Here is a 25,617-nt window from a genome sequence, read left to right on the forward strand (position 1 = left end):
GACCTCATCGCCGCCTTTTGCGGCGCGGCGCGCCCATCGGTGCGGCGGCGGTCAGGGTGAGCATCGCTGAGCCGGTGGTACGAATCATGGAATCCAGGGTGGCGAGGATGTCGACGATGGCGTCCCGGTGTGCGCCCACCTGCGCTGGGGTCAGCTCGTCGCGGTCGAACGCCATCCGGATGGTGTCCAGCCGCAGGCCGGTGTCGAACAGATTGCGGACCAGTCGGTCGCCGAGTTCGGTGAACGCGGCGGTATCGTGCTCGGCCGATGGTGGCGGGCGCGGGGGTGCGTGCTCGATGAGTTCGTTGTGTGAGACAAGGGTCATGATTCCTCCGGGTTCGGTCGCAGGCACGCAGAGCCACGCTTCGGGACTCGGGGAATTGCACCTGGAACTCTACGCCTGAGCCGCAGCTCGGGGGCCTGTCTGCGGGTAAACGGCGGTGTTGACCACAGCCCGTGGGTGTTTGTATCGGCGGAGGCCGGTTATCCGCCAGAAGACCGGCCCGAAAAGGCAGGTCGGTCGGACCCGACGAAAGGGGTTAGACAATGAGCGCAACGGACAAGGCCAAGAACAAGGCTGACGATCTCGCCGGTCAGGCCAAGGAGAAGTTCGGTGAAGCCACCGACGATCAGGACCTGAAGAACGAGGGCAAGGGCGATCAGATCAAGTCCAACCTCAAGGACGCGGGCGAGAAGGTCAAGGACGCCTTCCGCAACTGACCGACTTTCCGGTCTTGTCGAGCGGGTGCGTGCCCCATCGGGTACCGCCCGCTCGGCCGCGTCCGGGTAGGGCGCGAAACGTCTCGATCATTCCGAGTGCGGCATTAAGGTGCAGTGGTCTATCGCGCGGATCAACGGCTCGGGAGGATCGGGATGATCGCGGTACGGATGGTGGCTGTTCTCGCGACGGTATTCGTCGGCGCGGGATTGCTCGGGGGAGCGGGGCCCGCTGGTGCGGGTCCGGCGGCATGTGCGGCGGGAAATCCGTTGCAGCCCACCGCGGAACTGTTCGCGACCGACAACACCGCGACGATCACCGACCCGGAGGATCAGCGGCTGCGCGACCAGTTGGCCGGGTTCGAGCTGGCGGTCGGCGCGATCACGGTGCGGCACATCGGATTACCGGCCGGGTCGACCTTGGTCAGCGGGGTGTTCTGGTCGGCTGAGCGGCAACAGGCGACCTACGAACGATCCCGGAAGTTCCACCTGGCCTGTGTCGACAGTGCTGAGCTGCGGCGGATCGCCGACCAGGTGCGTACCCAGTTCCAGCAGGAATCGGTGCTGACCTTCGAGCGGCTGGCGCCGAATTCGCCTGGGGTGGACGCGGTCACGGTCACGGTCGCCGGGGTCGATGTGCGGCGGTTCCGCGACGGGCTGGCCGCCGACGCGGTCGCGCGCGAACGGCTCGTCGGCGGTTCGGTCACCGAGGCGAACGCGCTGATTCTGGTGGTCGATATCGCCGATATGGAGTTGGCGCGACGGTTCGTGACCGGCCTTGGTGGCGCTTGGGATTCGGCCAGTCTGCAGTATGGCGACCGTGAGTTCGTCAGTGCCTGACGACTTCTGGCGGTTCGACCGAGGCTAGTTCTCGATCTTGCTCAAGATGTCGCGCAAGGTGCGCAGATCATCGTCGGGCAAGGTGGTGACCGAGCTCGGCGCGGGATCCGGGGTCGCCAGTGCCTGGGCGAGCACCGCCCGCCCGGCCAGGGTGATGGAGACCTGCTTCTTGCGCCGGTTGGTGGGATCCACTTCCCGGACGACGAAACCCAGTTCCTCGAGTTTGTTGACCGCGACCGTGGCGGCGGGCGCGTCCATCGCCGCTGCGTGCGCTACCTCCTTGACCGTCATCGGACCGTTGCGCAGGCGGCGCAGCACCCGAATCTGGCTGAACGGCAACCCCGTTCGCTCGGTCACCGCTCGCCGCCACGGGTCGCGGCTGTACATCACGAGGCGGGTGAGCATGGCCCACACCTCGTCGGCGGTGGGGGTGTCATCCGGCATGGGTCGGCACCTTCTGTTCGAGCAGTGGGGCGACGCGGTCACTCGACCGTTTGGCCCACGGGGTGTTCGCGGCTATGCCGAGTATGGCGACACCGGCGGTCAGCACCGCGATCACCCACCACAGGCCCGCCCCGGTCAGCGCGCCGCACAGGGCGACACCGATGCTGGTGCCCACCTGACGGCTGGTCGAGGCCACCGAGGCGGCGGCACCCGCGCGGTCCAGCGGCATCCCGCTGACCGCGGTGGTGGTGATCGGCGCGTTCACCATGCCGAAGCCGATGCCGAAGATCGCGAACATGATCACCAGCGCCCACACCGGGGTGTCCGGGTCGAGGGTGCTGAGCAGGACGGCCGCCACGGTCATTGCCAGTCCCGCCGCGATCAGTGACGGACGCGTCCCGTGCTTGCCGACCAGTCGGCCGGACAGTGGCGAGAAGATCACCATCGCGACGGCCATCGCCAGGTACAGCAGCCCGGTGTGCACCGCCGAATAGTGCCGCACCGTCTGCAGATACAGCGAGCAACTGAACAGGAACGCGCCGAGGGCGGTGAACGAGAAGATGGCGATCACCGTCGCCGAGGCGAACGGCACGCTGCGGAAGAAGCGCAGGTCGATGAAGGGGTCCTCGCGCCGCGCTTCGTACCAGATGAACCCCGCCAATGCGACCGCCGCGACCACGAAGATCACCGGCTTGCGCTCGATCAGCCCGAACACCGTGGCGAACAGGAACACGACCGCCAGTACCTGCCCGACCGGGTCGATGCCGCGCACCGTCATCGACTTCGATTCCGGCACAAAGATTGTCGTGAGCACCAGGGCGAGCAGGCAGATCGGCAGATTGATCCAGAACACCGCGGGCCAGCCGAGCGTGTCGATGAGCACGCCGCCGACGGTCGGACCGAGCGCCATCGAAATGCCGACCACCGCGCCCCAAACCCCTACCGCGCGAGCACGTTCCACCCGTCCGGTAAAGACGGTGGTGATGATCGACATCGCCACCGGGTTGAGCATCGAGCCGCCGATCGCCTGCAGGAACCGGGCGCCGATCAAGATCTCGATGGTCGGCGCGAGGCTGCACAGCAGCGAACCGATCGCGAAGGTGGCCAGGCCGATCCGGAATACCCGGCGGCGGCCGAATCGGTCCGCCGCGGCTCCCGCCAGCATCAGCAGGCTGGCCAGCGTGAGCGTGTAGACGTCGACGATCCATTGCATCCGGGACAGCGGTGCGTGCAGATCCACCTGGATGGTCGGGATCGCGACATTCACGATGGTCGCGTCCATCGACACGATCAGCAGGCTCAGGCAACAGGTGGCCAGGACGAGCGTTTTCCGCCGATCGGTCATCGGCTGGACAGTTGTGGTCACACAACTATTGTGGAGTCACAACTGTTCCGAATGCAAGGGCTGTGACGCCGGTCGCAGCCGCCTGGTTGGCATGCTGGGCAGGTGATCTCGCAAACGGAAGCGCTGTTCCTCGGCGGACGTTCGGGTGTCGGCAAGAGTCGCGTCGGTCTCGCGATGCATACCCTGCTGGCGGACTCCGGGGTACGGCACGCACTGATCGAGGGCGATTACCTCGACATGGCCTACCCGCCGACCTGGGAGCACGGCCTCGCCGAGCAGAACCTGGCGGCAATGTGGACCAACTACCGGGCGCTCGGTTACCGGAGGTTGATCTACACCAACACGGCGAGCGTGTTCCCGGAGGTGATCGGCGAACTATCCGCGGCGATGGGTGATACGCCCTCGGTCACCGCTGTGCTGCTGACCTGTGATGATCGGACCGCCGGCGCACGGCTTGCGCAGCGGGAGAACGGTATCGAGCTACAACGGCATATCGAGCGAAGCTTGGCGATGTCGCGCGAGCTGGCCGACGCGGTGCCCGAATGGGTGCACGTGGTCGACACGACCGATCGCGGACCGGCGGAGATCGCCGCGGAGCTCATCGCGCTGACCGGCTGGCAGGCGGATCCGTCGGCGGTCGCGTAGGCGCTGCCCTAACCCCGACGTTCGGGACCGATCCGGTCCGCTGCGGGGGCGTTATGCGCGGGTTCGGGCAGTTGCTGGAGGGCCCATTCCGCCCACTCTTCGTTCATCGCGAAAAAGCGCTGGCCCCACTCCAGTGCGATACGGCCGTTCCGGGAGAAGTCGTTGCTCTCCCACTCGATCGACGCCTCGATCGCGAGCAGGTCGGCATGGCGTTCGGCGGCCCAGGTCGCGATCCCGCTCAAGTACTCCTCGGCCTGCGACTGCGGTACGACGCCGAGGAAGAAGACGCGTAGCAGCATCTCGTTGCGGTTGACCTCCTTCGGCTCGGTCTCGGTGAGCCAGCGTCGTAGGTCGGCCAATCCCGCCGGGGTGATCGTGTATTCCTTACGGCCGCGCGGGCCTTCGTCCGATACGGCGATCAGCTCGTCGTCGGCGAGTTTGGCGAGCTCGGTGTAGATCTGGCTCTGCGTCGCGGACCAGATGTTGGCCAGTGAGTGCTTGAACCGGTGCAGTAGGTCGTATCCGCTGGCCGGGCGGTCGGCCAGCAGTCCGAGCATGGCATACCGGAGGCTCATGCCCGTCACTCTACATTCCACTCTTGACAGGTCGAATTCACAGCCTCTAGTTTTGACATGTCGCAACTGGAATGTCGCGCCAACGCGAGTCGAGGCGGTTGCGCCGCCAGCCTGACCTATCGATCAGATCGGTTGTCTCACATGACTACTTCCGCTCCGCACCTGACCGGCAACTACGCACCGGTTTCCGACGAACTGACCGCCTACGACCTCCCGGTGTCCGGGCAGATCCCGGCCGAGCTCACCGGCTGGTATCTGCGGAACGGGCCGAATCCGCACGAAGCCGCCTCGCACCACTGGTTCGCCGGCGACGGCATGGTGCACGGCGTGCGGATCGAGAACGGTCGCGCGGTCTCCTATCGCAATCGCTGGGTACGCACCACCAAGTTCACCGACGGCGCCCGCGTCTACGACGAGATGGGCAATCACGACCTGACTGCCGGAAACGCCAACACGCACGTCATCCGGCATGCCGGGCGGACGCTGGCGTTGGTCGAATCGTCCTTGCCGTATGAATTGACCTGCGACCTGGACACCGTCGGTCCCTACGACTTCGACGGCGGCCTGCGCACAGCGATGACCGCGCATCCCAAGACCTGCCCGGTCACCGGTGAGCTGCACTTCTTCGGCTACGAGCTGATCCGGGAACCGTTCCTGACCTATCACCGGGCCGACGCCGACGGCAATCTATTGCTCAGCCGCCCGATCGATGTGCCCGCCGCGACCATGCAGCACGACTTCAATCTCACCGCCGAGCACGTCGTATTCATGGATCTGCCGGTTGTTTTCGACGCCGCGGCGGCGGTTTCCGGTGGGGGGATGCCGTTTCGCTGGCGCGATGACTATCAGGCGCGGCTCGGGGTGCTCCGGCGCGACGATCCGCACGGGGAGGTCCGCTGGTTCGGCATCGACCCCTGCTACGTCTTCCACCCGCTCAATGCCCACGACGAGCCGGGGCAGATCGTTTTGTATGTGATGCGCTACCCGGAGTTGTGGCGCACCGAATCCCACACCTTCGACAAGGCGAGTCTCTGGCGCTGGACCATCGATCTGACCGCGGGCACCGTCGCCGAGGAACAGCTCGACGACCGGGCGGCCGAGTTCCCGCGCGTGGATGATCGCCTGGTCGGTCTGGATGCCCGCTTCGGTCATGTCGCGGTTTCCGGGGATTCGGGCGCTCTGATCCGCTACGACCTGCACAGCGGCAGCAGCACCGCGCACGAGTTCGGCTCGGGTCGAGTCCCGGGCGAAGCCGCCTTCGCGCCCGCCGACCAGAATCCCGGTGGCCACGGCTATCTCATGACCTATGTCTACAACGCCGAGACCGACCGCAGCGACCTGGTCATCCTGGATGCGAGTGACCTGGCCGCGCCGCCCGTAGCCGCCATCCACCTGCCGCGCCGGGTCCCGTTCGGGTTCCACGGAAGTTGGCTCGCGGATAGGTGACTCGGGTCCGCCGATCGACGTGCGGCAGAGGTAGTCGGGGAGCGGGGTTCTCGGGGGTGGGGGTCAGCCGATGACGGCGTTCATGATGGTGCCGGCGCTGGTGGCGACGACGCCGCCGATCATGGCGCCCGCCACCATCTTCGGGGAGTCGAGCCCGCCCCCGGTCCACTTCTCCCACGCGAACTTGCCGCCCGCGTAGATGATGGCGACGATGCCCGCGAGGAGCACGAACCAGGTGAAGTAGCGGACCAGTTGAAGGAACTTGTCGGATACCGGCGGAGCCTCGGGGCTGGGGTTGCCGATCTGAGCAAGCAGAGTGTCGTACGCGGCGGCCAGGATCATCGTGGTCAGCTCATTCTGGATTCGGGACAGGGCATGATTCGCTGACAGTGATGGTATCGGTTTGTTCGCTGCCATGCAGTCGGGTCGGTGCGGCGCAGCGAAGTTCGGCGTTGCGCGACCTTGCCGGGGTTACCGAAGGTCGGGATGATGGGTGGAGCGGAGGCCACTGGACCATCGGCGGGCCCGTATCCTCATTCAAGATCGAATCCATCGGTGGTCTAACAACTTTCGCGTGGCAGCTCGGCGGCGGCAAAGTTGTAGTGGAGCGTAGGGAGTAGACGGTGAGCATCATTCTGGCGTCGGTCGGAGATACCTTCACGACATTGGCGCAGGTCAGCAACCCGACCCCGGAAGCGCCGCCCTTGTCGGACAAGCTGTTACAGATGGTTCGGTACCTCACCTGGTTCGCGCTGCTGTCCGGCATCCTCGCCATCATCTTCGCGGGCGGCAAGTTCGCCTGGGAGAAGTGGCAGGGTGGCGCGCTGCAATCGCCGAAGATGATCGCGGGAGCCATGATCGGCGGTGTCGTAGCCACCAGTGCCGGCACCATCATGAACGCCGTCCTGGGCACCTGAGCGTCTTCGGGTTACTTATCGGCAACTGAGTTGGGTGCTGCGGTGCGGTTACTGGTCGAGCCGCGCGCGCTGATCGAGGACCGGTTGGGGTGCTGATCGCCCTGTGGCGCGCACTGTCGGAATCAGCGCTTGGCGGCAAACATTTGGCTATACTCCTGTGCGGATCTCTCGCACTGTCCGATCGGATCGGAAGCAGGAGCAGAACCTATGGGCGACCAGACCGACGGTGGTGTGTCGCGTCGAACCGTGTTCGGGCTGGCGGCTGGTGCGGCCGCGGCCGCGGCCGGATTGTCGGCGTGCGGCAGGTCCGATGACGCGTCGTCGGGGCCGGCGACCACCGCGCCAGGGGCGGCCGAGTCGATCGCCAAGGACGCCTACATTTTCGGCTTCCCCTTGGTGCTGATGGACGTCAGCCGGCGAGCGGCCGAGGCGAGCACCCCGGTCAATCGGTTCCAGCACGCCGCCGCGCTGCCGACGCCCGCACGGCGGGATGTGGTGCGGCTCAACCTGGACACGCTGTCCTCGATCGCGTGGCTCGACCTGCGGGCCGAGCCGATCGTGCTGCAGGTGCCCGCCATGGCGGGTGGCCGGTACTGGCTGATGCACCTGCTCGACGCCTGGACGAACACCGCGCACAATCCGAGCAGCGTTCGGCCGCAAGCGAAATCGGGGCCGCCGTACACCTATGCCGTCGTCGGCCCCGATTGGTCCGGCCGCCTTCCGGATGATGTCACCGTGCTGCGCGTGCCGACGCCGACGGTGTGGCTGTTCGGCCGGATACAGGTCAACGGCGCCGAGGACCTGCCTGCCGTGCGCGCGATCCAGAAACAGTTGACGCTGGTGCCGCTGAGTGATCGGACTGCGGGACGCGTGCCAGCGGAGACCACTCCCGTTGCGCCGCAAGCCGATTCGGTGCCCCCGGCCGAGCAGGTCGCGCACATGGACGCGCGGACCTTCTTCGATCGGATGTGTGCGGTACTGGCAATCAATCCGCCCGCACCCGACGACGCACCCGCCATGCGACGCTTCGCGACGATCGGCATCACCCCTGGTGGCGAGGTCGTCGGCCTGTCCGACGACGATCTGGCTGCGGCGGCCGACACGGCGAGACAACAAATCCCGGTCTACCTCGATCCGAAGTCGGTGAACGAGAACGGCTGGACCTTCGACCCGTCCATCGGCGCCTACGGCACCAATTACCTGCAGCGCGCCGCCGTCGCGTGGCGAGGCATCGGCGCCAGCCTGGCTGAGGACACGATCTATCCGACGCTGTTCGCGTCGGCCGACGGCAATGGCGGCCCCGGCCGCTTCCGCCTGCACTTCCCGCCCGGCCAGCTGCCACCGGTCGATGCCTTCTGGTCGCTGACCGCCTACGACGCGGACAACTATCTGACGGCCAATCCGGCGGGGATCTACGCGGTCGGGCATCAGCGTCCCGTGGTGCCCAATCCGGACGGCTCGGTCGACCTCGCGATCCAACATGCCGACCCGGGACCGAGTGTTCCGGCAGGCAACTGGCTACCCATCCCGGAGTCGGGGCAGTTTTCGCTCACCATGCGGCTGTACGCGCCGAAAGAGGAAGCGATTCAAGGCCGGTGGCAGCCGCCGCCGTTGACGTCGGTGTCCTGAGATCGGTCGTTCGCTCGAAATGAATTAGGAAGCGCACTGTCCTAACCGATCCGTAGCTTGGTTGCATGACCAATCTGATGAATATCGTTACACCTCAGACGCTTTCGTCCGACACGGTGGACCGGTACCGCAGCGAGGGTTTCGTGCACATCCCGCGGGTGCTCAGTGCTGAAGAGGTCGCGGCATACCTCGCCGACGCGCAGGAGCAGCTCGAGCGGCAGCAGAAACTTTCCTGGGACACCGAAGGTGACGGCAACGTGATGGACTGGGTCGCCGAACCGGAGGCCAAGAGCGCTCTCATGCGCAGGCTCGCCCTGCATCCGGGCATCACCGGCATCGCGGAGAAGCTGGCTGGTCGGCCGCTGCGCATGTTCAAGACCGAATTGCTGCGTAAACGAATCACCGGCGGGACGATAACGCCCCTGCACACCGACGATCCGGCGTTTCCGGTCGCCGGGTCCGACGTGACATTGACCGCCTGGGTCGCCCTGGTCGACGTACCGGTGGAGCGGGGATGCATGACCTTCATACCCGGCTCGCAGGTTTGGCCGGAGGGCACCGACGCGCCGTTCGGCGAACCGTTCGAGGCTCGTCCTGAGCTGCGGTGGTGGCCGCGGGTCACCGTGCCACTGCGCGCGGGCGACTGCACCTTCCATCATTCGCGGATCGTGCACATGGCCGGGGCGAATGAAACCGATACGGCCAGAATCAGTTTGGCGACGGTTTACATGGATGCCGCGGCCACCTACCACCCGGCTCCGGCGGGGTCGGAGCCGACTTATCAGGACGAGGTGGTCGGCATCGAGCCGGGACAACCGCTCGACACGGACCGCTATCCGCGAGTCGGCCTGTCCAGCTGATCGATTCGAACGCCGCCCCCGTGCCGCCGGCGGGGGGCGGCGTTCTGCGCTGAAGATGAAAAATAGCTTAGGAATGATCCTGTCCTAAGGCCCTCATACCGTTGCCTTCATGACGAACACAGCGCAGAGCATCCGCCCTTTCCGCATCGAGATTCCGCAGACCCAGCTCGATGATCTACATGCGAGGTTGGCCGATACGCGCTGGCCGGACGAGCTGTCGGGTGTGGGGTGGAGCCGAGGCGTTCCGGTCGGCTACCTGAAGGAACTGGCCGAGTACTGGCGCACCGGTTTCGATTGGCGCGCACAGGAATCGATCCTCAACGCTCATCCGCAGTTCGTCACCACCGTCGATGGACAGAACATTCACTTCCTGCATGTGCGCTCGCCGGAGCCGGGCGCGACGCCGTTGCTGCTGCTGCACGGCTGGCCCGGCGGGGTCGGCGACTTCCTCGACGTGATAGGTCCGCTCGCCGATCCTCGTGCGCACGGCGGTGATCCGGCCGACGCCTTCCACCTGGTGGTTCCGTCGCTGCCCGGGTTCGGGTTCTCCATGCCGCTGGCCGGGCCCGGGATGAACGCGGCCAAGATGGCGGCGGCGTTCGTGGAAGTGATGGCCAGGCTCGGGTACGACCGGTACGGCGTGCACGGTTACGACACCGGTTCGTGGGTCGCCCCGCACCTGGGCAAGCTCGCGCCGGAGCGGGTGGTCGGCGTTCATGTCAACGCCATGATCACCTTCCCGATGGGCGTCGAGGGGGAGATGGACGGACTCAGCGAGGTCGAGCAGCAGCGCTGGCAGCGGATGCAGACCTTCAATGACGCCTATCTGCAATGCAATGCGAAACGGCCGCAGACGGTTGCCTACGGCCTGCACGATTCACCGGTCGGCCAGCTGGCGTGGATCGTGGAGAAGTTCAAGGAGCTGACCATGCCCGAGGACGGTCTGCCCGAGGACAGCATCGATCGGGACCGCATGCTCCTCGACGTGTCGCTGTACTGGCTGACCGGCACCGCGGCCTCGGCGGCGCAGATCTACTACGAGGAGATCACCGCGAACGATTGGAGCGGCGCCGAATGGTCCGCCGATGCGGCAGCAGAGGCCGGGGACTGGAGTGCTGAGCAGTCGGACAGCAACTGGAATACTGGGCAGTCGGACAGCGACGGTGCCACTGAGCAATCGGGCAGCGATTGGGGTGCCGGTGAAGTGGGCTGGACAGCCACCGAGCGCGGGACGGTGCCGACCGGCGTGCTGGTTTCGGCCCACGATGTGACCATTCGCCGCTGGGCCGAGCGCGACCACCACATCGTGCAGTGGACCGAGTTGGGCCGCGGCGGGCACTTCCTCGCCATGGAGCAGCCGCAGGCGGTGGTGGGCGACCTGCGCCTCTTCTTCCGAAAGCTTGCCTGGGGCGAAATCGAGTAAACGGGTTTTACTAAACACTGTTCACCAGACCGCGTCCTGTGGTTGTATCTCTTTCTGGAACGTGTTCCACACAATGTTGTGAGGTCTGCAGCCCAGACCGGTAGGAGATAGCCGTGACCGTGACCACGCCCTCGATCCCCGCAGGATTCGACTTCACCGACCCCAATGTGCTCGCCACCCGACTGCCCGTCCAGGAATTCGCCGAGCTGCGCCGCACTTCCCCCGTGTGGTGGTGCGCGCAGTCCGGCCGGGCCAGCGGCTTCGACGACGGCGGCTACTGGGTCGTCTCCAAACTCGCCCACATCAAAGAGATCTCGAAGAACCCGGAGCTGTTCTCCTCGCACGAGAACGGCTCCATCATCCGGTTCAACGAGGACGTCACCCCCGAGCAGATCGGCATGCTCGGCGACATGCTGCTGATCAACCTCGATCCGCCCAAGCACACCAAGCTGCGCCGCATCATTTCCAAGGGCTTCACGCCGCGCGCGATCGAGAGCCTGCGCGCGGCGCTGACCGAGCGGGCGGCCAAGATCGTGCACGAGGCGAAGAAGGCCGGTAGCGGCGACTTCGTCGAGCAGGTCGCCTGTGAGCTGCCACTGCAGGCGATCGCCGAGCTCATCGGCATTCCGCAGGAGGATCGAAAGAAGATCTTCGACTGGTCCAATCAGATGATCTCCTACGACGATCCGGAATTCGAGGGCGATCACCAGGCCGCCACCGCCGAGGTGATGGGCTACGCGTGGAATATGGCGGAGGACCGCCGCAAGTGTCCCGCCGAGGACATCGTCACCCAGTTGGTCAATGCGGATATCGACGGGGACGGCCTGGCCTCCGACGAATTCGCTTTTTTCGTCATCCTGCTCTCGGTGGCGGGCAACGAAACCACCCGCAATTCGATCACCCACGGCATGAAGGCGTTCGTGGACAACCCCGAACAGTGGGAGCTGTACAAGGAGCAGCGGCCGCGCACCGCGCCGGACGAGATCGTCCGCTGGGCCACTCCGGTGACCGCGTTCCAGCGCACCGCGACCCAGGACCTCGAGCTCGGCGGCCAGCAGATCAAGAAGGGTCAGCGGCTCGGATTGTTCTACAGCTCGGCCAATTTCGACGAAGACGCGTTCCAGGACCCATTCAGCTTCGACGTGCTGCGCAACCCCAACCCGCATGTCGGTTTCGGCGGCACCGGCACCCACTACTGCGTCGGCGCCAACCTGGCCAGGTTGCAGATCGATCTGATGTTCAACGCCATTGCCGACGCGATGCCGAACCTGCGTCAGGTCGCCGAGCCGGTGCGGCTGCGCTCGGGCTGGCTGAACGGGATCAAGCGGTGGGATGTCGAATACGCTTGAATCAAGGGATGAGTAACCCCAGACCCCGGGGGCGCTCGCCGGTCGTGACCGACGCCGAGATCCGGCGGGTGGCCAGGACACTGCTGGTCGACCATGGACCCGATGCAGTGAGCCTGCGTGCGATCGCGCGTGCACTCGGCATCACCGCGCCCGCGCTGTACCGCTACTACGGATCGCTGGACGATCTGCTGGAACGGCTGCGCCTGGACTTCTGTGCCGATCTCGCCGACGAGTTGTCCGCCGAGATCGCGACGCTGCCGGACGACGGCGTCGTGCAGTTCTTCGCCATCTGCAAAGGATTCCGCCGCTGGGCGCTGGCCCACTCCAGGGAGTTCACCCTGGTGTTCGCCTCGCCCGGCGGTGGGGAGGCCCGCGCGCTGCGGCGGTTCGACGAGCCGTTCGGGCGGATCTTCCTCGCCGCGGCGGGACGGCTGCTGGCCAACTACGACATCGTGACGCCACCCACCGACGTCATCCCGCCGGAACTGCGCGAAGACCTGGTGCATTTCCAAACCGAGCTGCTGGCGGCGCTGTCGGAGACCGGCCAGAAGTTCCCGGCGGAAAAGCTCGACCTGGGCGTGATGTACCTGATGATCCAGATGTGGGCCCGCCTCTACGGCCACGTCACGCTCGAGGTCTTCGGCAACTACCCGATCCCGCTGTCGAATCCGGAAGTCTTGTTCGATGCGATGCTCGCCGAACTCGGGCGCACGGCGGGCCTGATCCACGGCTGACTCAGATGCGGGCGCCCTTCGCGCGATTGCACGAGCGGCACAGGATTTGCAGGTTCATCGCGCTGGTGGCGCCGCCGCGGCTGAGCGGGATGATGTGGTCGAACTCGAGGTAGTGGCTGTCGCCGCATTCGACGCATTTGCCGCCGTCGCGTTGCCACACTTCGGCTTTCACCTCCTGCGGGATGCTGCGGGTGTCACGCTGACCCGGGGTGAGGATCAGACGTTTGGCGACCCGTAGCGCACCCTCCAGCGCGGCGGCGACGTAGTCCGGGTCGGCCACGGTGAAGGTGGCGCCGCCGCGGGACGAAGTCGCCGCGAGCACCACCGCGTTCTGTTCGGTGTGCACGGAAACCACTCGGGTCCAGAGCAATTCGGTGCCGGTGCCGTCGCCGACGAAGCGCAGCTTCTTATTGCTCACGATCAGTCTGCCCTCGGTCAGTCGCGGGCCGCGGGCCAGTTGGCGTACGTGTACCGCGGGCAGGTCGAGGTGCACCTTCTCTTCCGGGTCGAGGTGCAGGCCCGGTATCCGCATCACCGGCAGATCGCCGCCCCGCAGCCGGGACAGCGTGCGGCCGCGATGCATTCGCCGACGCAGGTCCTCGATCAGCGGCCCGGCCAACCCCAGTTCGGTGACCGCGTGCTCGAACGCCGCCAACTCGCCTTGCTCCACCTCCCCGTCGGCGAAGGTGAAGGTGACCAGCCGTTCCACGTAGCTGAGTGCCGCATCGCGCAACGCGTCGCGGCCCGCGTTCTCCTCGATTCGCTGATAGCGCAGCGACGCCCACAGTGCCGCCCACTCGGGTCCGCGCGGCCCGTGGGCGGTGAGCACCCGCCAGGCCTGGGTGTGCCAGTGCGTCAGGAATTCCTCGATCTCGGAATCGCAGGACTGGCAGGCGGCGAGACCGCCGAACAGCTTGCGGCGCCGGAGGTTTCCGCAGCGTGCGCAATGCCGGTTGCTCGGCTGGCTGCGCTGGTAGGTGGCGCTGGTCCATTCGGTGCCGTCCCACCAGCGCAGGCGTGCCGGATGTTCGGGGTCCGGATGCCAGTCGGCCAGATCGGGGTTCGGTGGCGGGGCGGGGGCGGGCTGCGGGTCGGCCAGGCGTCGGGCGAGATCGACGGGGCGGGTGTTGTGCGGTCGGGTTGTGGAGTGTGGTGCGGCTGAGCCTGTTTCGGCGACAGTGGAGAGGTCGGTTGTGTCTGCCGCGCCTCCTTGGCTCTGGTCGAGCAAGTCCGTCTGCGCCGTGTGCGGTAGGCGGTCACGCTGTTGAGGGCGGAGCGTCGAGTCGCTTGATGCGCGGAGCATCGGTGTGCGCGGGTGTTCGCCTGCTGCGCGGAGCGTCGGTGTCTGTGGTTCGTGCGGATCGCCTGCGGTAGGCACCGTCGGCGTGCGGGAGGCGCTGGACCGGTCGAGCGGGCTTTCGCCGTCCAGAGCCATGCGAGCGTTCAGGTTTCGGGAAGGCGTGGGCGCACCGAAGGGTTCGACCACGCGCGGCGTCCGGGCGCGGTCGGCCGGATCGTCCACGCTGACCCCGAATTCGGTGACCAGCCCGGGCAGGCCGGTGGACCAGCCCTGGGCGATGGCGCGGAACCGCCACTGTCCGTCCCTGCGGTAGAACTCGCCGAACATCAGCGCGGTGACCGGGTCGGCATTCGCGATCTCGAATTCGGTCATCGGCCCGTTGGCGTCGTGGATGGTCAGGGTCAAGCCGGTGATGTCGGCGAAGGTGCCCTCGTCTACCGACCCGGCGATCACGATCCGATCCACGTCCGCCTCGGTGCGCGGCAGCGAAACACTCAGCCGGGCGGTTCGCGGAGCTGGCTCTTGAGCGAGCGTCACCGCTTGGGAAACATGCCGCGGGGCGTTGTAGAACACCAGATCCCGATCCGTGCGGACCGTGCCCGATGCGCCGAGCAAAAGGGCATGCGCGTCCACCGCATGCTCCGACTGCCACGAAACAACCACGGCAAGAAGGGATGTCGGTACCGCTGCATTGGCGCCTTTGCTGAGTTTCATCGTGCTCGAACTATGCCACGACCCTCCGACACGCCGACTCCGCCGACCCCTCTGTTCGGCAAGCCGCACCGGGAGTCCACCGAGTTTCCCTACGTCTCACAGGGGTCCAAGCCCTGTGCGAAGTGCAGGATCTGTGGGTACCTCGACGGTCGATCGAAGTGCGGACCGGTCAGTGCGCCGCGTGGTCGGTTGCCGCGCGCAAAGTGGCCGCGGCCTTGAGCACCATCTCGTGGTACTCGTCTTCGGCGTCGGAGTCGAGCACGATGGCGCCGCCCGCGCCGATCCGCCAGCGACCGGCATAACGCACGGCGGTGCGGATGACGATGTTGAGGTCGGCGGTGCCACCGAGGCCGAGGAAGCCGATGGTGCCCGAATAGACGCCGCGTGCTTCGGTTTCCAGCTCGTCGATGATCTCCATGGTGCGCAGCTTGGGTGCGCCGGTCATCGAGCCACCGGGGAAACATGCCCGCAGACAGTCGATCACGCCGACGCCGGGGCGCAGCGTGCCGCGCACCGTGGACACCAACTGGTGCATGGTCATGTACGACTCGATGGCCATCAGCTTCGGCACATGCACGCTGCCGATCTCGCACACTCGGCCGAGGTCGTTGCGCAACAGGTCGACGATCATCAGATTCTCGGCCCTGGTCTTCGGACTGTCGGCCAGTGCGCGGGCCAGCCGGTCGTCGTCGGCGGGGGTGGCGCCGCGCGGCGCGGTGCCCTTGATCGGCTTGCTCTCCACCGTGCGGCGCCGGTCGATCTTCAGGAAGCGTTCCGGCGAGGAGCAGGCGATTTCCAGGTCGTCGAACCGTAGGTATGCCGCGTAGGGGGCCGGATTGCAGCGCCGCAGCGTGCGGTAGAAGTCCAGGCCGTCCGCCTCGGCGGCGGGCACGGTCGCGCTGTCGGTGAGGCAGATTTCGTAGGATTCGCCCGCCAGCAATCGCCCCCGGCAGACGGCGATGTCGGCGAGGTAGCGTTCCCGGCCGCGGGTCAGCAGCGGCTCGACGGCGTCGCCGTCCGACGGCACGTCGAGCGTCGGTGGATTCGCCCATGTCGGAAGGGATTCGAGGGTTTCCCCGGTGTCGCGCAGCCAGTCGGCGCCCGCGCGCAGCGTCTCCGCCGTCGAATCCGTCAGGGAAAGTAGATGAGTGCGGCCGCCGACATGATCGACCACCACGGTCCGGTCCGCGAAGACCCATTGCGCGTCCGGTGTCGGCGCCCGATGGACCGCATGCCCGCCGCAATCGGCCTTCACCTCGTAACCCAGATATCCGACGTACCCGCCCACGAAATCGAAAGGCAGATCAGGAAGTTCGAGCTGGCGCAGCCGCAATTCGGCGGCCAGGTAATCGAGCACCCCACCGGCGACAACGCGCCGATGCCCGTCCGACGATTCGACGGTCACCGCACCCGCGCCGACTCGATAGCGCACCACCTCCGCCAGCGGCCCGCTCGCGTCACCAAGGAACGAGAACCGATCCAGCCCGGGCTCGACATGCTCGCTGTCGAGCCAGAACGCGGTGGGGGAGTTGCCGTACAACCGGACGAACGCACTCTCGGTATCGATCGCCCGCTCGATCACGGCGTGCTGTAACTGCCACCTTCTCGGCGGCCCGCCGTAGCGATCCAAGGTGTCGGCTCTCGGCACGGCGGGACCACCGCCACCCGCCTCGCCGAATTGCTCCACCAGCGCGGGGAATTGCTCGGGCGCCAGCGCGGAGGTGGTGGGTCGCGGTGTCTCCGAATGAGATTGCGCGGGTTCCGGTCGTGGAGTAGGAGAGACGGGGCGCAACCGCATGGTCACCGGCTCCGATCGCCCCGCGAGGGAACCCGCGGTCGGAGCCGACCCGACCGGCCGCGCCCAATGTGCCGCAGTCAGATTCGCGAAGTTGCGCAGCAGCGCTATGCCGAACTCGCTGGCGATCGACTCGGGATGGAACTGCACGCCCCACTGCGGCCGACTGCGATGCCGCACCCCCATGATCACCCCGTCGGCAGCCGTCGCGGTGATCTCCAAGCTGTCCGGCAGCGGCCGCTGAGCGCACAGCGAGTGATAGCGGACAGCGGTGAAGCCTTGCGGCAGGCCGGCGAACAGGTCGCGGTCGTCGTGCTCGATTCGGTCGAGGTAGCCGTGTCGCGCGTCGGGTGCGGCGGCGACGATCCCGCCCGCCGCGACCACGATGCCCTGATGCCCGAGGCACACGCCGAGCAACGGCAGTCCCGCCTCGCGGATCACGGCCGCCGAGATCCCGACATCGCGGGCGACGTCCGGACGGCCCGGCCCGGGCGAGATGACGATGTTGTCGAATCGGGCCAGTTCCAGCTCGCCGGCCTCGTCATTGCGCACGACAATCGGCTCGCTGCCGTTCACCTCGCTGATCAGCTGATACAGGTTGTAGGTGAACGAGTCGTAATTGTCGATCAACAACGTGCGCATGGTGCCCGAAACCCTACGCCGCGCCATGTGAGCCCAACTGTTGTCGTGTGCCGTCAGTTCAGTTCGGCGGGTGGTGCACAATGTTGGGCATGTCTGTTGCGCAACCGGTCGGCGTGGATCGTGAACTCGTCGACTTCGCCCTCGTCGGCAAGTGGATGGATGAGCAGGGCCTGCCCGCAGGGGAATTCGAGGATGTGACCACGCTGGGCGGCGGCACGCAGAACGTCATGCTGCGGTTCGGCCGCGGCGGCCGGGACTACGTGCTGCGCCGCGGCCCGAAGCATCTGCGCGCCAAGAGCAACGAGGTGATCCGGCGCGAGGCCCGCCTGCTCGCCGCGATCAACGGCACCGACGTGCGCGCCCCGCGGGTGATCGCGGCCTGCCCGGACGAGTCGGTGATCGGCGCGGTCTTCTATCTGATGGAACCGATCGACGGCTTCAATCCGGCCAACGAGCTGCCGGAATTGCACGCGGGCGATCCGGCGATCCGCAAGCAGATGGGTCTGTCCGCGGTCGAGGCCATCGCCCGGCTCGGCGCGCTCGACTATCAGGCGCTCGGCCTCGCCGACTACGGCAAGCCCGACGGTTTCCTGGAACGTCAGGTGCCGCGCTGGCTGGGCGAACTCGAGTCGTATTCGGCCAACGAGGGCTACCCGGGCCCGGAAATCCCCGGCGTGCAGCAGACCGGCGAGTGGCTGGACCGCAACCGGCCAGCGCAGTGGACACCGGGCATCCTGCACGGTGACTGCCACCTCGCGAACATGATGTTCGCCTTCGACGGCCCGCAGGTCGCGGCCATGGTCGACTGGGAGATGTCGACCATCGGCGATCCGCTGCTCGATCTGGGCTGGCAGATCGCGACCCGGCCGGAACCGGGCACCACCGGCGCCGCGCTGGTCGGCAAGCTGGGCGCCGCGGGCGGCTTGCCGACCCCGGACGAAATGGTTGCTCACTACGGCCAGTTCTCCGACCGCGACCTCAGCGCCGTCCCCTGGTACACCGTGCTCGCCTGCTTCAAGCTCGGCATCGTGCTCGAGGGCACGCACGCGCGTGCGTTCGCGGGCAAGGCGCCCAAGCAGGTCGGCGACTTCCTGCATGCCATCACGCTGGAGCTGTTCGAGCGCGCGCACCGCCTGATGGAGTGATTGTCGGGATGTTGCCGATACTTGGCTGAATATATATCGCTGACGATATTCAGCCACGTTAGGTTGAGCGCATGCCGATCGTTCCTGATGTGAAGAACTGGACCTGGGTCGTCGAACGCGCTTGTCCCGATTGCGGTTTCGATCCCAACGCGACCGCCTACGAGGCCGTGCCAGCGCTGGTGCTCGACAGCGCGGCTCGCTTCGTCACGGTGCTCGACCGCCCCGATGTGCGGGTCCGTCCCAACGACTCGACCTGGTCGCCGCTGGAGTACGCCGCGCATGTCCGCGACGTGTGCCGCCTCTTCGACAGGCGGCTCGAGCTGGTGCTGACCGGCTCGGCGGATGGCTCGGTGCCGCGCTTCTCGAATTGGGACCAGGACGAGACGGCCGTGGCCGACCGCTACAACGAGCAGGATCCGGCACGAGTAGCCGCCGAACTCGTCGAGGCTGCCGAGGTGGTCGCGCGTTCTTTCGAGTCGGTGCCGCTGGCTCAGCGCGACCGGCGCGGCGAGCGTAGCGATGGCGCGACGTTCACGGTGGACTCGTTCGCGCGGTACTTCGTCCACGACCTCGTCCATCACGTGCACGACGTGCGCGGCTGAGTTCCGCCGCCAGTACTAGAACGTGTTCAGAAGCTCAGCTGACTGATATAGCTGAATTTTCGACTCGACACTAGAACGCGTTCCACTTTTCTCGTAGTGTGGGTGCAGTCACATATAAGCACGTGCATGCGAGAGGGTCGACAGGAATGAAGACGAAGGGCGCGATCCTGTGGGGGATCGACCAACCGTGGTCGGTAGAAGAGATCGAGGTCGGCGATCCGGTCTCCGGTGAGGTGCAGATCCGGTTGGAGACGGCGGGCATGTGCCACTCGGACCATCACATTGTGACCGGCGCGACGCCGATGCCAGCCTTCCCCGTCATGGGCGGCCACGAGGGTGCGGGCGTGATCACCAAGCTCGGGCCCAACTGCCCCGCCGACCTGCAGGTGGGTGACCACGTCATCCTGTCGTTCATCCCCGCGTGCGGGCGTTGTCCGTCCTGCGTGAGCGGCAATATGGCGCTGTGCGATCTCGGCGCGGGCCTGCTGATGGGCCAGGCGATCAGCGACGGCACCTACCGGATCCAGGCACGCGGCGAGAACGTCATCCCGATGTGCCTACTCGGCACGTTCTCGCCGTACATGACGGTGCACCACACGTCGGTGGTGAAGATCGACCCGAGCGTCCCGTTCGAGGTGGCCTGCCTGGTCGGCTGCGGGGTGCCCACCGGCTTCGGGTCCTCCACCCACGTCGCGCAGGTCGCGCCGGGTGAGACCGTGGTGATCGCGGGCATCGGCGGTGTCGGCATGAGCGCACTGCAGGGCGCGGTGCTCTCCGGTGCCTCGAAAGTCGTTGCCATCGACCCGAATCCATGGAAGCGGGAGCAGGCGCAGAAGTTCGGCGCCACGCACACCTACGAGAGCATGGCCGCCGCGATCATGCCGCTGATGGACGCCACCGAGGGACGGATGGCCGAGAAGGTCATTCTCACCATGGGCGAAATGCACGGCGACTACGTCGAAGAGGGCCTGATCCTTACCGCCAAGGCAGGCACCCTGGTGGTCACCTCGATGGGCCGGATGGACGCGGGCGACGTCAAGATGAACAGCTTCCTGCTGTCCATGCTGCAAAAGACGGTGAAAGGCTGCATCTTCGGCGGCGGCAACGCCCGCCAAGACGCCCCCAACCTCCTCCGCCTGTACAAGGCAGGGCAACTCAACCTCGACGACATGGTCACCCGTACCTACTCCCTGGAAGAAATCAACCAGGGCTACCAAGACATGCTCGACGGCAAGAACATCCGCGGCATCATCAAATACACCGAAGCCGACTGGTAACCCCACTCGTCCGTGAGTGGCACACGGCTGCGGCGACACGCCTCTCCATGGTGTGCCACTCACGCCAGCGAGGAGCGGCTGGCGGCGAGCTTCGTGGCGATTTGCGCGATGAGGTCGTAGGGGATGGGCTTGGCCAGGGGAAATTTCAGCGTTCCCTTGCCGGCTTGGTAGGGCTCGATGGCGCGTTCGAAAGCCTTGTCGCCGTGCGGGATCGGGTAGAGGCTGACGTGCTTCTTCCAGCCTGCGAAGTGGACGGTGTTGTGGCCGTTCACCTCGAAGGTGGGGATGTCGTAGCTGATGGCTTCCGTCGCGTCCGGCAGGACGCGCTGGATGGTCCGGCGGATTTCCTCGAGGATGCCCCGCACGTCCTCGGGGAAGGCGGCGATGTACGCGTCGATGGTTGCGGGCTGCTCTGTCACGACGTCCCTCGATTCCGTGAGCTGCTGTCGATCGAATCGCTGAAGCTGGTCGAGCATCGTCAGTGTAGGCACGCCCGAGCCCTGATCACAGCTGCTTGCGGTACCAGCACTCCGCGTACATCTCGTCGTTGTGCGGTGGCGACTCCACGTATCCGAGCCGGGCATACAGCGCCCTGGCCTCCACCAGGTCCAGGCGGGTATCGAGGACCATCCGTTCGGCGCCGAGCGCACGCGCCGCGTCCTCGGCGGCCTCGGCAAGAAGCACCGCACCCCCCTTCCCCCGCATGTCCTTCCGCACGAACACGCGCTTCAACTCCGCAGTCCCGTCATCGAGCAGACGCACCCCCGCCGTCCCCACCGCTTCGCCCCCGAACCGAGCAACCAGCAGCACCCCACGCGGCGGCGCGAACTCCGCCCCCGACACCGCCGCAACCTCCCGCTCGAGCTCCGCGGGATCGGTCGCACGCCCCTCACGCAACTGGTACCAGCGATCGCTGACTTCGGTGTAATAGGCGCGCCACAGCATGGCGGCGGCGGGGGAGTCGAACTGTTCCGGGGCGATGGTCCAAGTGCCCGAGATACTCATGCCGACCATTGTCTCGGGTAGTCGGTCACACAAGCTCAAATGGCGCAGCGGAGTAGGGCCTTGCGGAGGTTGCGGCTGCGGATGTCGTCCAGGACGGCGAGCCCTAGGCGGTTCATGGTGTAGCCGAAGCCGAGACCTGTTGTGGGGTCGGCGAAGCCGAAGGAACCGCCGAGGCCGGTGGTGCCGTAGGCGCGTTTGTCGGAGCCGAAGCGGAACTCGCCACCGGACTTTCGGAAGCCCAGGTGGTATCGAGTCTTGATGTGCAGCACCAGATCTCCGGCGGGGACGTCGGTGGCGATGTCTCCGGTTGCCAGCTGGTCGAGCACGGTTTCCTCGATGGGGAGTACGCCGGTGCGGCCCGCTGCGGCACCGTAGACGCGGGCGAGCGCGCGGGCGTTGCCGACACCGTTGGAGCCGGGTAGTTCGACTTCGAGGAATTCGCGTCGGGTCGCTCGGGCGGGGCTGCCGGTGCGCGGATTGGTCAGGGCCGCGTAGGACAGGCCGCGCTTGGCGGCGACCTCCGCGCCGATCCGCAGCGGGAAGTCGCGTTCGTAGCGCAGCGCGTCGAGGCCGCGGGTGGCGGCCATGGTGGCGATGCGCTCCAGTCCTTGGTCGGCGGGTAGGCCGATGAAGAAATCCACGCCGAGCGGTTTCGCGATGTCCTCGGCGAAGATTCGGCCGAGGGTGCGGTGCCGCGGGTCGACCCGGCGCAGCAACTCGCCTTGATACAGGCCGAGGGTGATCGCGTGATAGCCGTGCCGGGTGCCCGGTTTCCACGCCGGTTTCTGCGCGGCCAGGATCGGCGCGAGCCCGTCGAGATCCGCGATCTGTTTCAGTTTCACCACCGGGTCCAAACCCGAAAGGCCCGCCTGATGATCGATCAGCTGCCGGACGGTCACCGCGCCCTTGCCGTGCGCCGCGAACTCCGGCCAGTACTTCGCCACCGGCTCCTCGTAATCGAGCAGACCCTGCGACACCGCCGAGGCGAGCGTGAACGCGGCCATGCCCTTGGTCGAGGAGAACACCGGAACGATCGTGTCGCGCTCCCACGGCAATGTCCGGTGCCGATCGCGGTAGCCCGCCCACAAGTCAACGACCGGTCGGTCGCCCGCGTACACCGCGACCGCGGCGCCGATTTCGCCGTGCTGCGCGAAATTGCGCCGGAACGCGTCGGCGACGGGCCCGAAACCGGACTCGACTTCGCCGTGGATCATCAGGTGTTCACTCATGGTCATTCGATCGTAACGGCGTTCTTCTCGTACGCTCGCTGAGTGCGTTCACTCGAGCAGATCAGGGATTGGCCGGTCCGGCACGCGGCGGCCGCGGTCGTCACCCGCGACGGCGCGACGGCGAGCGAGGGCGACGTGGATCGGGTCTTCCCGCTCGCGTCGGTGACCAAGCCGCTGGTGGCCTATGCGGTGCTGGTCGCGGTGGAGGAGGGCGCGGTCGAACTCGATCAGCCCGCGGGTCCGCCGGGGTCGACGGTGCGGCACCTGCTCGCCCACACCTCAGGGCTCGCCTTCGACACCACCGACATTCAAGCCGAACCAGGCAAGCGCCGAATTTATTCAAGTGCTGGGTTCGAGGTGCTCGCCCGATTCATCACCGAGCAGACTGGCATCGCGTTCGAGGAGTACCTGCATGACGCGGTGTTCGAACCACTCGGCATGACCCGGTCGGAGCTGGTCGGGTCGGCCGGGCACGCAGCCCGGTCGACCGCCGCCGATCTGGCCCGTTTCGCGGCGGAATTGCTGAACCCGCGGTTGATCTCCGCACAGACACACGCCGACGCCTCCTCCGTCCAATTTCCCGGCCTCAACGGTGTCCTGCCCGGTTATGGGTCGCAGCGCCCCAATGACTGGGGGCTGGGTTTCGAGATTCGCGACGGGAAGACTCCGCACTGGACGGGAAGATCGAATTCACGGGGGACATATGGCCATTTCGGACAATCCGGCACGTTTCTGTGGGTCGACCCCGCGTCGTCGTTGGCGTGTCTGGCATTGACCGACCAGAATTTCGGCGATTGGGCGAGAGCGGCCTGGCCACCTCTCAGTGATGCCGTTATTGCGGAGGCGACACTCGCACGCAACACGGCGGTGAAGTAACACATGTAACTTCGGACACTCCAGTACACTCAGGCAACACCAGCAGACGGGTCGTTGGGGAAGACGTCCCCCGTCGACGCTGGAGGTGTTAGTGGTGCGCGCATCGAGTCAGTTCGCGGACGTGACGGCGGGTGTGGTGTATATCCACTCGTCGCCCGCCGCGCTGTGCCCGCACGTCGAGTGGGCGCTCACCTCGGCTCTCGCCGCCCCGGCAAAGCTGCGCTGGACCGCGCAGCCCGCGGACGGTCAATTGCGCGCGACCAGCGAGTGGATGGGACCAGTCGGAACCGCCGCCCGCATTGCTCAATCCTTGCGATCCTGGCCGGTACTGCGGTTCGAGGTCACCGAGGATCCCAGCGAGGGCGTCGATGGGGAACGCTACTGTTTCGTTCCCGGGCTCGGGTTATGGCACGGGTCCACCAGCGCCAACGGTGATGTGACGCTGGGTGAAATGCGCTTACGGGCAATGCTCCAAGCCGCAGGCGAACTCGGCAAATACACCACCTACGACTTGGCCGCCGAAATCGACCGGGCGCTCGGTACGCCGTGGGACGAAGATTTAGAGATCTACCGCTACGGCACCGAATCCGGTGCAGAGGTCACCTGGTTGCGACGGGACGTGGGTTAGCATCCGAACATCCTGCGCGGACAGCCGCCACCAATCCGCCGTTTTTCCTGCGCCGATCCGAATCAACCTTGCCTACTTCACTTTTGCGGTGGTCCATTCCACATGCGCAAGCTAGTGGAGTGCGACCCGTGCGCCGCCTGAAAACATCGAATCGTGGAACTCGATGAATACGGGCCTCACGTGCTCTGGCATATCGAACGCCAGTACCGCCGACACGGTGATGCCCGGATTCAGTTCGACGTAGCCCTCGACAGATAGTGCGGCCGCAAATCGCCTTTCCTGGTCGTCGTACAGGTACTGGTCCGTGCTGAGGAAGGAATATGGCCGGTCGCTGATGTTGGTTACATCGAACCGGACCACGCGCCAGACGCCACGGGCCTCGTTGCCGGACAGCACCCGCACTGGTAGGTCGATATCGGTCACCCGGAACGCAAGCTTGCCGTCCCGTACTTCACTGCCGGCGACAGCCACGGCCTCACGTTCCTTTTCGCTGGCCTCGATGTCACTGGATATCTCGCTGATAAGCAATCCGCAGCTCCCAACGATCAGCAGGAACACGACGGCCACCGCGCCGACAATCCACGGCCAAATCGGTTTCTTCCGCCGGGGCTGGTAACCATCAGGTCCGTAGGGAGATAGGTTGTAGGCCATTCTGTCCGCCTTGACCTGGCATTTCGTTGTGACATTAAATCGTCGCCACCAGGTAACTCGTTACCTGCTTCTACTGCGTGATGTCGGTATCGGCCTCACGCGCTCCCACCGCGCTGCGCCAGCGCTGTCGTGATCAACGCGCGGGCCGTGTCACCGTGGACGGCTTGGGCGGCCAGCAGCGCGAAGGACTTCTCATACAGCGCGATCTCGGACGGCCGCGTGATGGTTAGCTCTGCGGCAACGGCTTCGACCAAGGCCATTTGCGGTCATGAATCACGAAGTTCGTTGCGGGTGCGTGATACTCGGTGGTTCGGGGAAGAATCGCCAGAGCCAGACGCGGCAGGCGTATCGCGACGAGCAGGTGGTGCAGTTGCCCGGCCATCACATCATCGCTGCCGACCGTGGTGTAGAGCGCCTGTTCTTCGATCAGATATTGAATGCGGTGGTCTCCACGGTGGAGTACGTCTTGCCGCTGCATCCGGGTGTCCACTGCCGTCTGTACGTCGTCGGGTGCCCGGTAGAACTTGGCTGTGCGCCGGAAGATCGCGGTGGCGTTGTTGCGGGTCTGCACCAAACCCGGAATGACGCGGGGGTGATAGCCGCGTATCGACCGGGTGCCCGACTCCAGGGTGATCGCTTGGCGTTGGCGGTGTGCGTTTCCGGACACGACGACGCGTCGCCACTCCATATAGGCGGCAGTGAGATTGCGCAGCGTGGCTATCAAGTCCGGCACCGCGTAATCGGCGTGGCACCGGCGGCACCAGTCGTGAATGTCGGCCTCGGTCGGTGTCTGTCGGCCGTGTTCGCGTCCTGGTCTTGCAGGCGGATC

At 66.2% G+C, this 25,617-nt stretch carries 28 protein-coding genes; 15 read left to right on the forward strand and 13 right to left on the reverse strand.

What is annotated here, in order from left to right; genetic code table 11:
- Window positions 1-4: 4 nt before the first annotated feature.
- A complete protein-coding gene (locus KV110_RS10750; RefSeq protein ID WP_218475571.1) occupies window positions 5-325 on the reverse strand; it encodes a hypothetical protein in 321 nt (106 codons plus the stop codon).
- Window positions 326-546: 221 nt separating this feature from the next.
- On the opposite strand from KV110_RS10750, the gene KV110_RS10755 reads away from it, so the two are divergent.
- Both KV110_RS10755 and KV110_RS10760 read left to right on the forward strand, forming a co-directional pair.
- Window positions 547-720, forward strand: coding sequence for a CsbD family protein (locus KV110_RS10755; RefSeq protein ID WP_218475573.1), 174 nt, complete (start codon window positions 547-549; stop codon window positions 718-720).
- A gap of 153 nt (window positions 721-873) precedes the next feature.
- On the forward strand, window positions 874-1,557 hold the full coding sequence (locus KV110_RS10760; protein ID WP_246634459.1) for a hypothetical protein: 684 nt from the start codon (window positions 874-876) through the stop codon (window positions 1,555-1,557).
- A gap of 24 nt (window positions 1,558-1,581) precedes the next feature.
- On the opposite strand, the gene KV110_RS10765 is transcribed toward KV110_RS10760, so the two are convergent.
- Window positions 1,582-2,001: a MarR family winged helix-turn-helix transcriptional regulator gene (locus KV110_RS10765; RefSeq protein WP_218475575.1), complete on the reverse strand. Its 420-nt coding sequence runs from the start codon at window positions 1,999-2,001 to the stop codon at window positions 1,582-1,584.
- Window positions 1,991-3,367 (reverse strand): MFS transporter, encoded by a 1,377-nt coding sequence (locus tag KV110_RS10770; protein ID WP_246634460.1) that lies wholly within the window; start codon window positions 3,365-3,367, stop codon window positions 1,991-1,993. Before KV110_RS10770 ends, KV110_RS10765 begins: the two co-directional genes overlap by 11 nt.
- Before the next feature lie 81 nt (window positions 3,368-3,448).
- On the opposite strand from KV110_RS10770, the gene KV110_RS10775 reads away from it, so the two are divergent.
- Complete coding sequence (locus KV110_RS10775; protein WP_218475577.1) at window positions 3,449-3,991, forward strand: ATPase; 543 nt, start codon at window positions 3,449-3,451, stop codon at window positions 3,989-3,991.
- A gap of 8 nt (window positions 3,992-3,999) precedes the next feature.
- On the opposite strand, the gene KV110_RS10780 is transcribed toward KV110_RS10775, so the two are convergent.
- A complete protein-coding gene (locus KV110_RS10780) occupies window positions 4,000-4,566 on the reverse strand; it encodes a PadR family transcriptional regulator (RefSeq protein WP_218475579.1) in 567 nt (188 codons plus the stop codon).
- 141 nt (window positions 4,567-4,707) lie between these two features.
- Between KV110_RS10780 and KV110_RS10785 the strand changes: the two genes are divergently transcribed.
- Window positions 4,708-6,012, forward strand: coding sequence for a carotenoid oxygenase family protein (locus KV110_RS10785; RefSeq protein WP_218475581.1), 1,305 nt, complete (start codon window positions 4,708-4,710; stop codon window positions 6,010-6,012).
- A 63-nt stretch (window positions 6,013-6,075) separates the two neighbouring features.
- Here the strand turns inward: KV110_RS10785 and KV110_RS10790 are convergent, their stop codons facing one another.
- Window positions 6,076-6,354, reverse strand: coding sequence for a hypothetical protein (locus KV110_RS10790; RefSeq protein ID WP_014982884.1), 279 nt, complete (start codon window positions 6,352-6,354; stop codon window positions 6,076-6,078).
- A gap of 281 nt (window positions 6,355-6,635) precedes the next feature.
- On the opposite strand from KV110_RS10790, the gene KV110_RS10795 reads away from it, so the two are divergent.
- From KV110_RS10795 to KV110_RS10820, 6 genes are all read left to right on the forward strand, one after another.
- Entirely contained in the window at window positions 6,636-6,929 is a 294-nt protein-coding gene (locus KV110_RS10795) for a hypothetical protein (RefSeq protein WP_218475583.1), read from the forward strand.
- A 207-nt stretch (window positions 6,930-7,136) separates the two neighbouring features.
- Entirely contained in the window at window positions 7,137-8,558 is a 1,422-nt protein-coding gene (locus KV110_RS10800) for a DUF1254 domain-containing protein (protein WP_218475585.1), read from the forward strand.
- A 65-nt stretch (window positions 8,559-8,623) separates the two neighbouring features.
- Window positions 8,624-9,418 (forward strand): phytanoyl-CoA dioxygenase family protein, encoded by a 795-nt coding sequence (locus tag KV110_RS10805; protein WP_218475586.1) that lies wholly within the window; start codon window positions 8,624-8,626, stop codon window positions 9,416-9,418.
- 109 nt (window positions 9,419-9,527) lie between these two features.
- Complete coding sequence (locus KV110_RS10810) at window positions 9,528-10,841, forward strand: epoxide hydrolase family protein (protein ID WP_218475588.1); 1,314 nt, start codon at window positions 9,528-9,530, stop codon at window positions 10,839-10,841.
- A gap of 119 nt (window positions 10,842-10,960) precedes the next feature.
- The gene (locus tag KV110_RS10815; RefSeq protein WP_218478336.1) at window positions 10,961-12,190 is read left to right on the forward strand and encodes a cytochrome P450; all 1,230 of its coding nucleotides are present in this window, start codon (window positions 10,961-10,963) and stop codon (window positions 12,188-12,190) included.
- 8 nt (window positions 12,191-12,198) lie between these two features.
- Entirely contained in the window at window positions 12,199-12,924 is a 726-nt protein-coding gene (locus KV110_RS10820) for a TetR/AcrR family transcriptional regulator (RefSeq protein ID WP_218475590.1), read from the forward strand.
- A gap of 1 nt (window position 12,925) precedes the next feature.
- Here the strand turns inward: KV110_RS10820 and KV110_RS10825 are convergent, their stop codons facing one another.
- Window positions 12,926-14,938 (reverse strand): TerD family protein, encoded by a 2,013-nt coding sequence (locus KV110_RS10825; RefSeq protein ID WP_218475592.1) that lies wholly within the window; start codon window positions 14,936-14,938, stop codon window positions 12,926-12,928.
- Between the two features lie 169 nt (window positions 14,939-15,107).
- Complete coding sequence (gene pabB / locus KV110_RS10830; RefSeq protein WP_218475594.1) at window positions 15,108-17,375, reverse strand: aminodeoxychorismate synthase component I; 2,268 nt, start codon at window positions 17,373-17,375, stop codon at window positions 15,108-15,110.
- Window positions 17,376-17,455: 80 nt separating this feature from the next.
- On the opposite strand from pabB, the gene KV110_RS10835 reads away from it, so the two are divergent.
- The 3 genes from KV110_RS10835 to KV110_RS10845 all read left to right on the forward strand — a co-directional run bounded on the left by KV110_RS10835 (window position 17,456) and on the right by KV110_RS10845 (window position 20,399).
- Window positions 17,456-18,520 carry a phosphotransferase family protein gene (locus KV110_RS10835; protein WP_218475596.1) on the forward strand — a complete coding sequence of 355 codons (1,065 nt, stop codon included), beginning with the start codon at window positions 17,456-17,458 and terminating at the stop codon, window positions 18,518-18,520.
- Window positions 18,521-18,591: 71 nt separating this feature from the next.
- The gene (locus tag KV110_RS10840) at window positions 18,592-19,122 is read left to right on the forward strand and encodes a DinB family protein (RefSeq protein WP_218475597.1); all 531 of its coding nucleotides are present in this window, start codon (window positions 18,592-18,594) and stop codon (window positions 19,120-19,122) included.
- 146 nt (window positions 19,123-19,268) lie between these two features.
- On the forward strand, window positions 19,269-20,399 hold the full coding sequence (locus KV110_RS10845) for an NDMA-dependent alcohol dehydrogenase (protein WP_218475599.1): 1,131 nt from the start codon (window positions 19,269-19,271) through the stop codon (window positions 20,397-20,399).
- A 59-nt stretch (window positions 20,400-20,458) separates the two neighbouring features.
- Here KV110_RS10845 and KV110_RS10850 read toward each other — a convergent pair whose 3' ends face one another.
- The 3 genes from KV110_RS10850 to KV110_RS10860 form a co-directional block, all read right to left on the reverse strand.
- Window positions 20,459-20,818, reverse strand: coding sequence for an iron chaperone (locus tag KV110_RS10850; protein ID WP_218475600.1), 360 nt, complete (start codon window positions 20,816-20,818; stop codon window positions 20,459-20,461).
- 85 nt (window positions 20,819-20,903) lie between these two features.
- The gene (locus tag KV110_RS10855; RefSeq protein WP_218475602.1) at window positions 20,904-21,404 is read right to left on the reverse strand and encodes a GNAT family N-acetyltransferase; all 501 of its coding nucleotides are present in this window, start codon (window positions 21,402-21,404) and stop codon (window positions 20,904-20,906) included.
- A gap of 35 nt (window positions 21,405-21,439) precedes the next feature.
- Window positions 21,440-22,633 (reverse strand): serine hydrolase domain-containing protein, encoded by a 1,194-nt coding sequence (locus KV110_RS10860; protein ID WP_218475603.1) that lies wholly within the window; start codon window positions 22,631-22,633, stop codon window positions 21,440-21,442.
- A 42-nt stretch (window positions 22,634-22,675) separates the two neighbouring features.
- Here KV110_RS10860 and KV110_RS10865 point away from each other — a divergent pair, with 42 nt between their 5' ends.
- Together KV110_RS10865 and KV110_RS10870 are read left to right on the forward strand one after the other, a co-directional pair.
- Window positions 22,676-23,509 carry a serine hydrolase domain-containing protein gene (locus tag KV110_RS10865; RefSeq protein ID WP_218475605.1) on the forward strand — a complete coding sequence of 278 codons (834 nt, stop codon included), beginning with the start codon at window positions 22,676-22,678 and terminating at the stop codon, window positions 23,507-23,509.
- Window positions 23,510-23,603: 94 nt separating this feature from the next.
- Complete coding sequence (locus tag KV110_RS10870) at window positions 23,604-24,137, forward strand: DUF3145 domain-containing protein (RefSeq protein ID WP_107654989.1); 534 nt, start codon at window positions 23,604-23,606, stop codon at window positions 24,135-24,137.
- Window positions 24,138-24,248: 111 nt separating this feature from the next.
- On the opposite strand, the gene KV110_RS10875 is transcribed toward KV110_RS10870, so the two are convergent.
- From KV110_RS10875 to KV110_RS10885, 3 genes are all read right to left on the reverse strand, one after another.
- Window positions 24,249-24,788 carry a DUF4352 domain-containing protein gene (locus KV110_RS10875; protein ID WP_218475607.1) on the reverse strand — a complete coding sequence of 180 codons (540 nt, stop codon included), beginning with the start codon at window positions 24,786-24,788 and terminating at the stop codon, window positions 24,249-24,251.
- A gap of 95 nt (window positions 24,789-24,883) precedes the next feature.
- Window positions 24,884-25,048, reverse strand: coding sequence for a hypothetical protein (locus KV110_RS10880; RefSeq protein WP_218475608.1), 165 nt, complete (start codon window positions 25,046-25,048; stop codon window positions 24,884-24,886).
- Window positions 25,015-25,521: a DUF5753 domain-containing protein gene (locus KV110_RS10885; RefSeq protein ID WP_218475610.1), complete on the reverse strand. Its 507-nt coding sequence runs from the start codon at window positions 25,519-25,521 to the stop codon at window positions 25,015-25,017. The genes KV110_RS10880 and KV110_RS10885 overlap by 34 nt, the downstream gene beginning before the upstream one ends.
- Window positions 25,522-25,617: the final 96 nt, after the last annotated feature.

This window comes from Nocardia iowensis (assembly GCF_019222765.1).
In the GTDB taxonomy this organism is placed as follows: domain Bacteria; phylum Actinomycetota; class Actinomycetes; order Mycobacteriales; family Mycobacteriaceae; genus Nocardia; species Nocardia iowensis.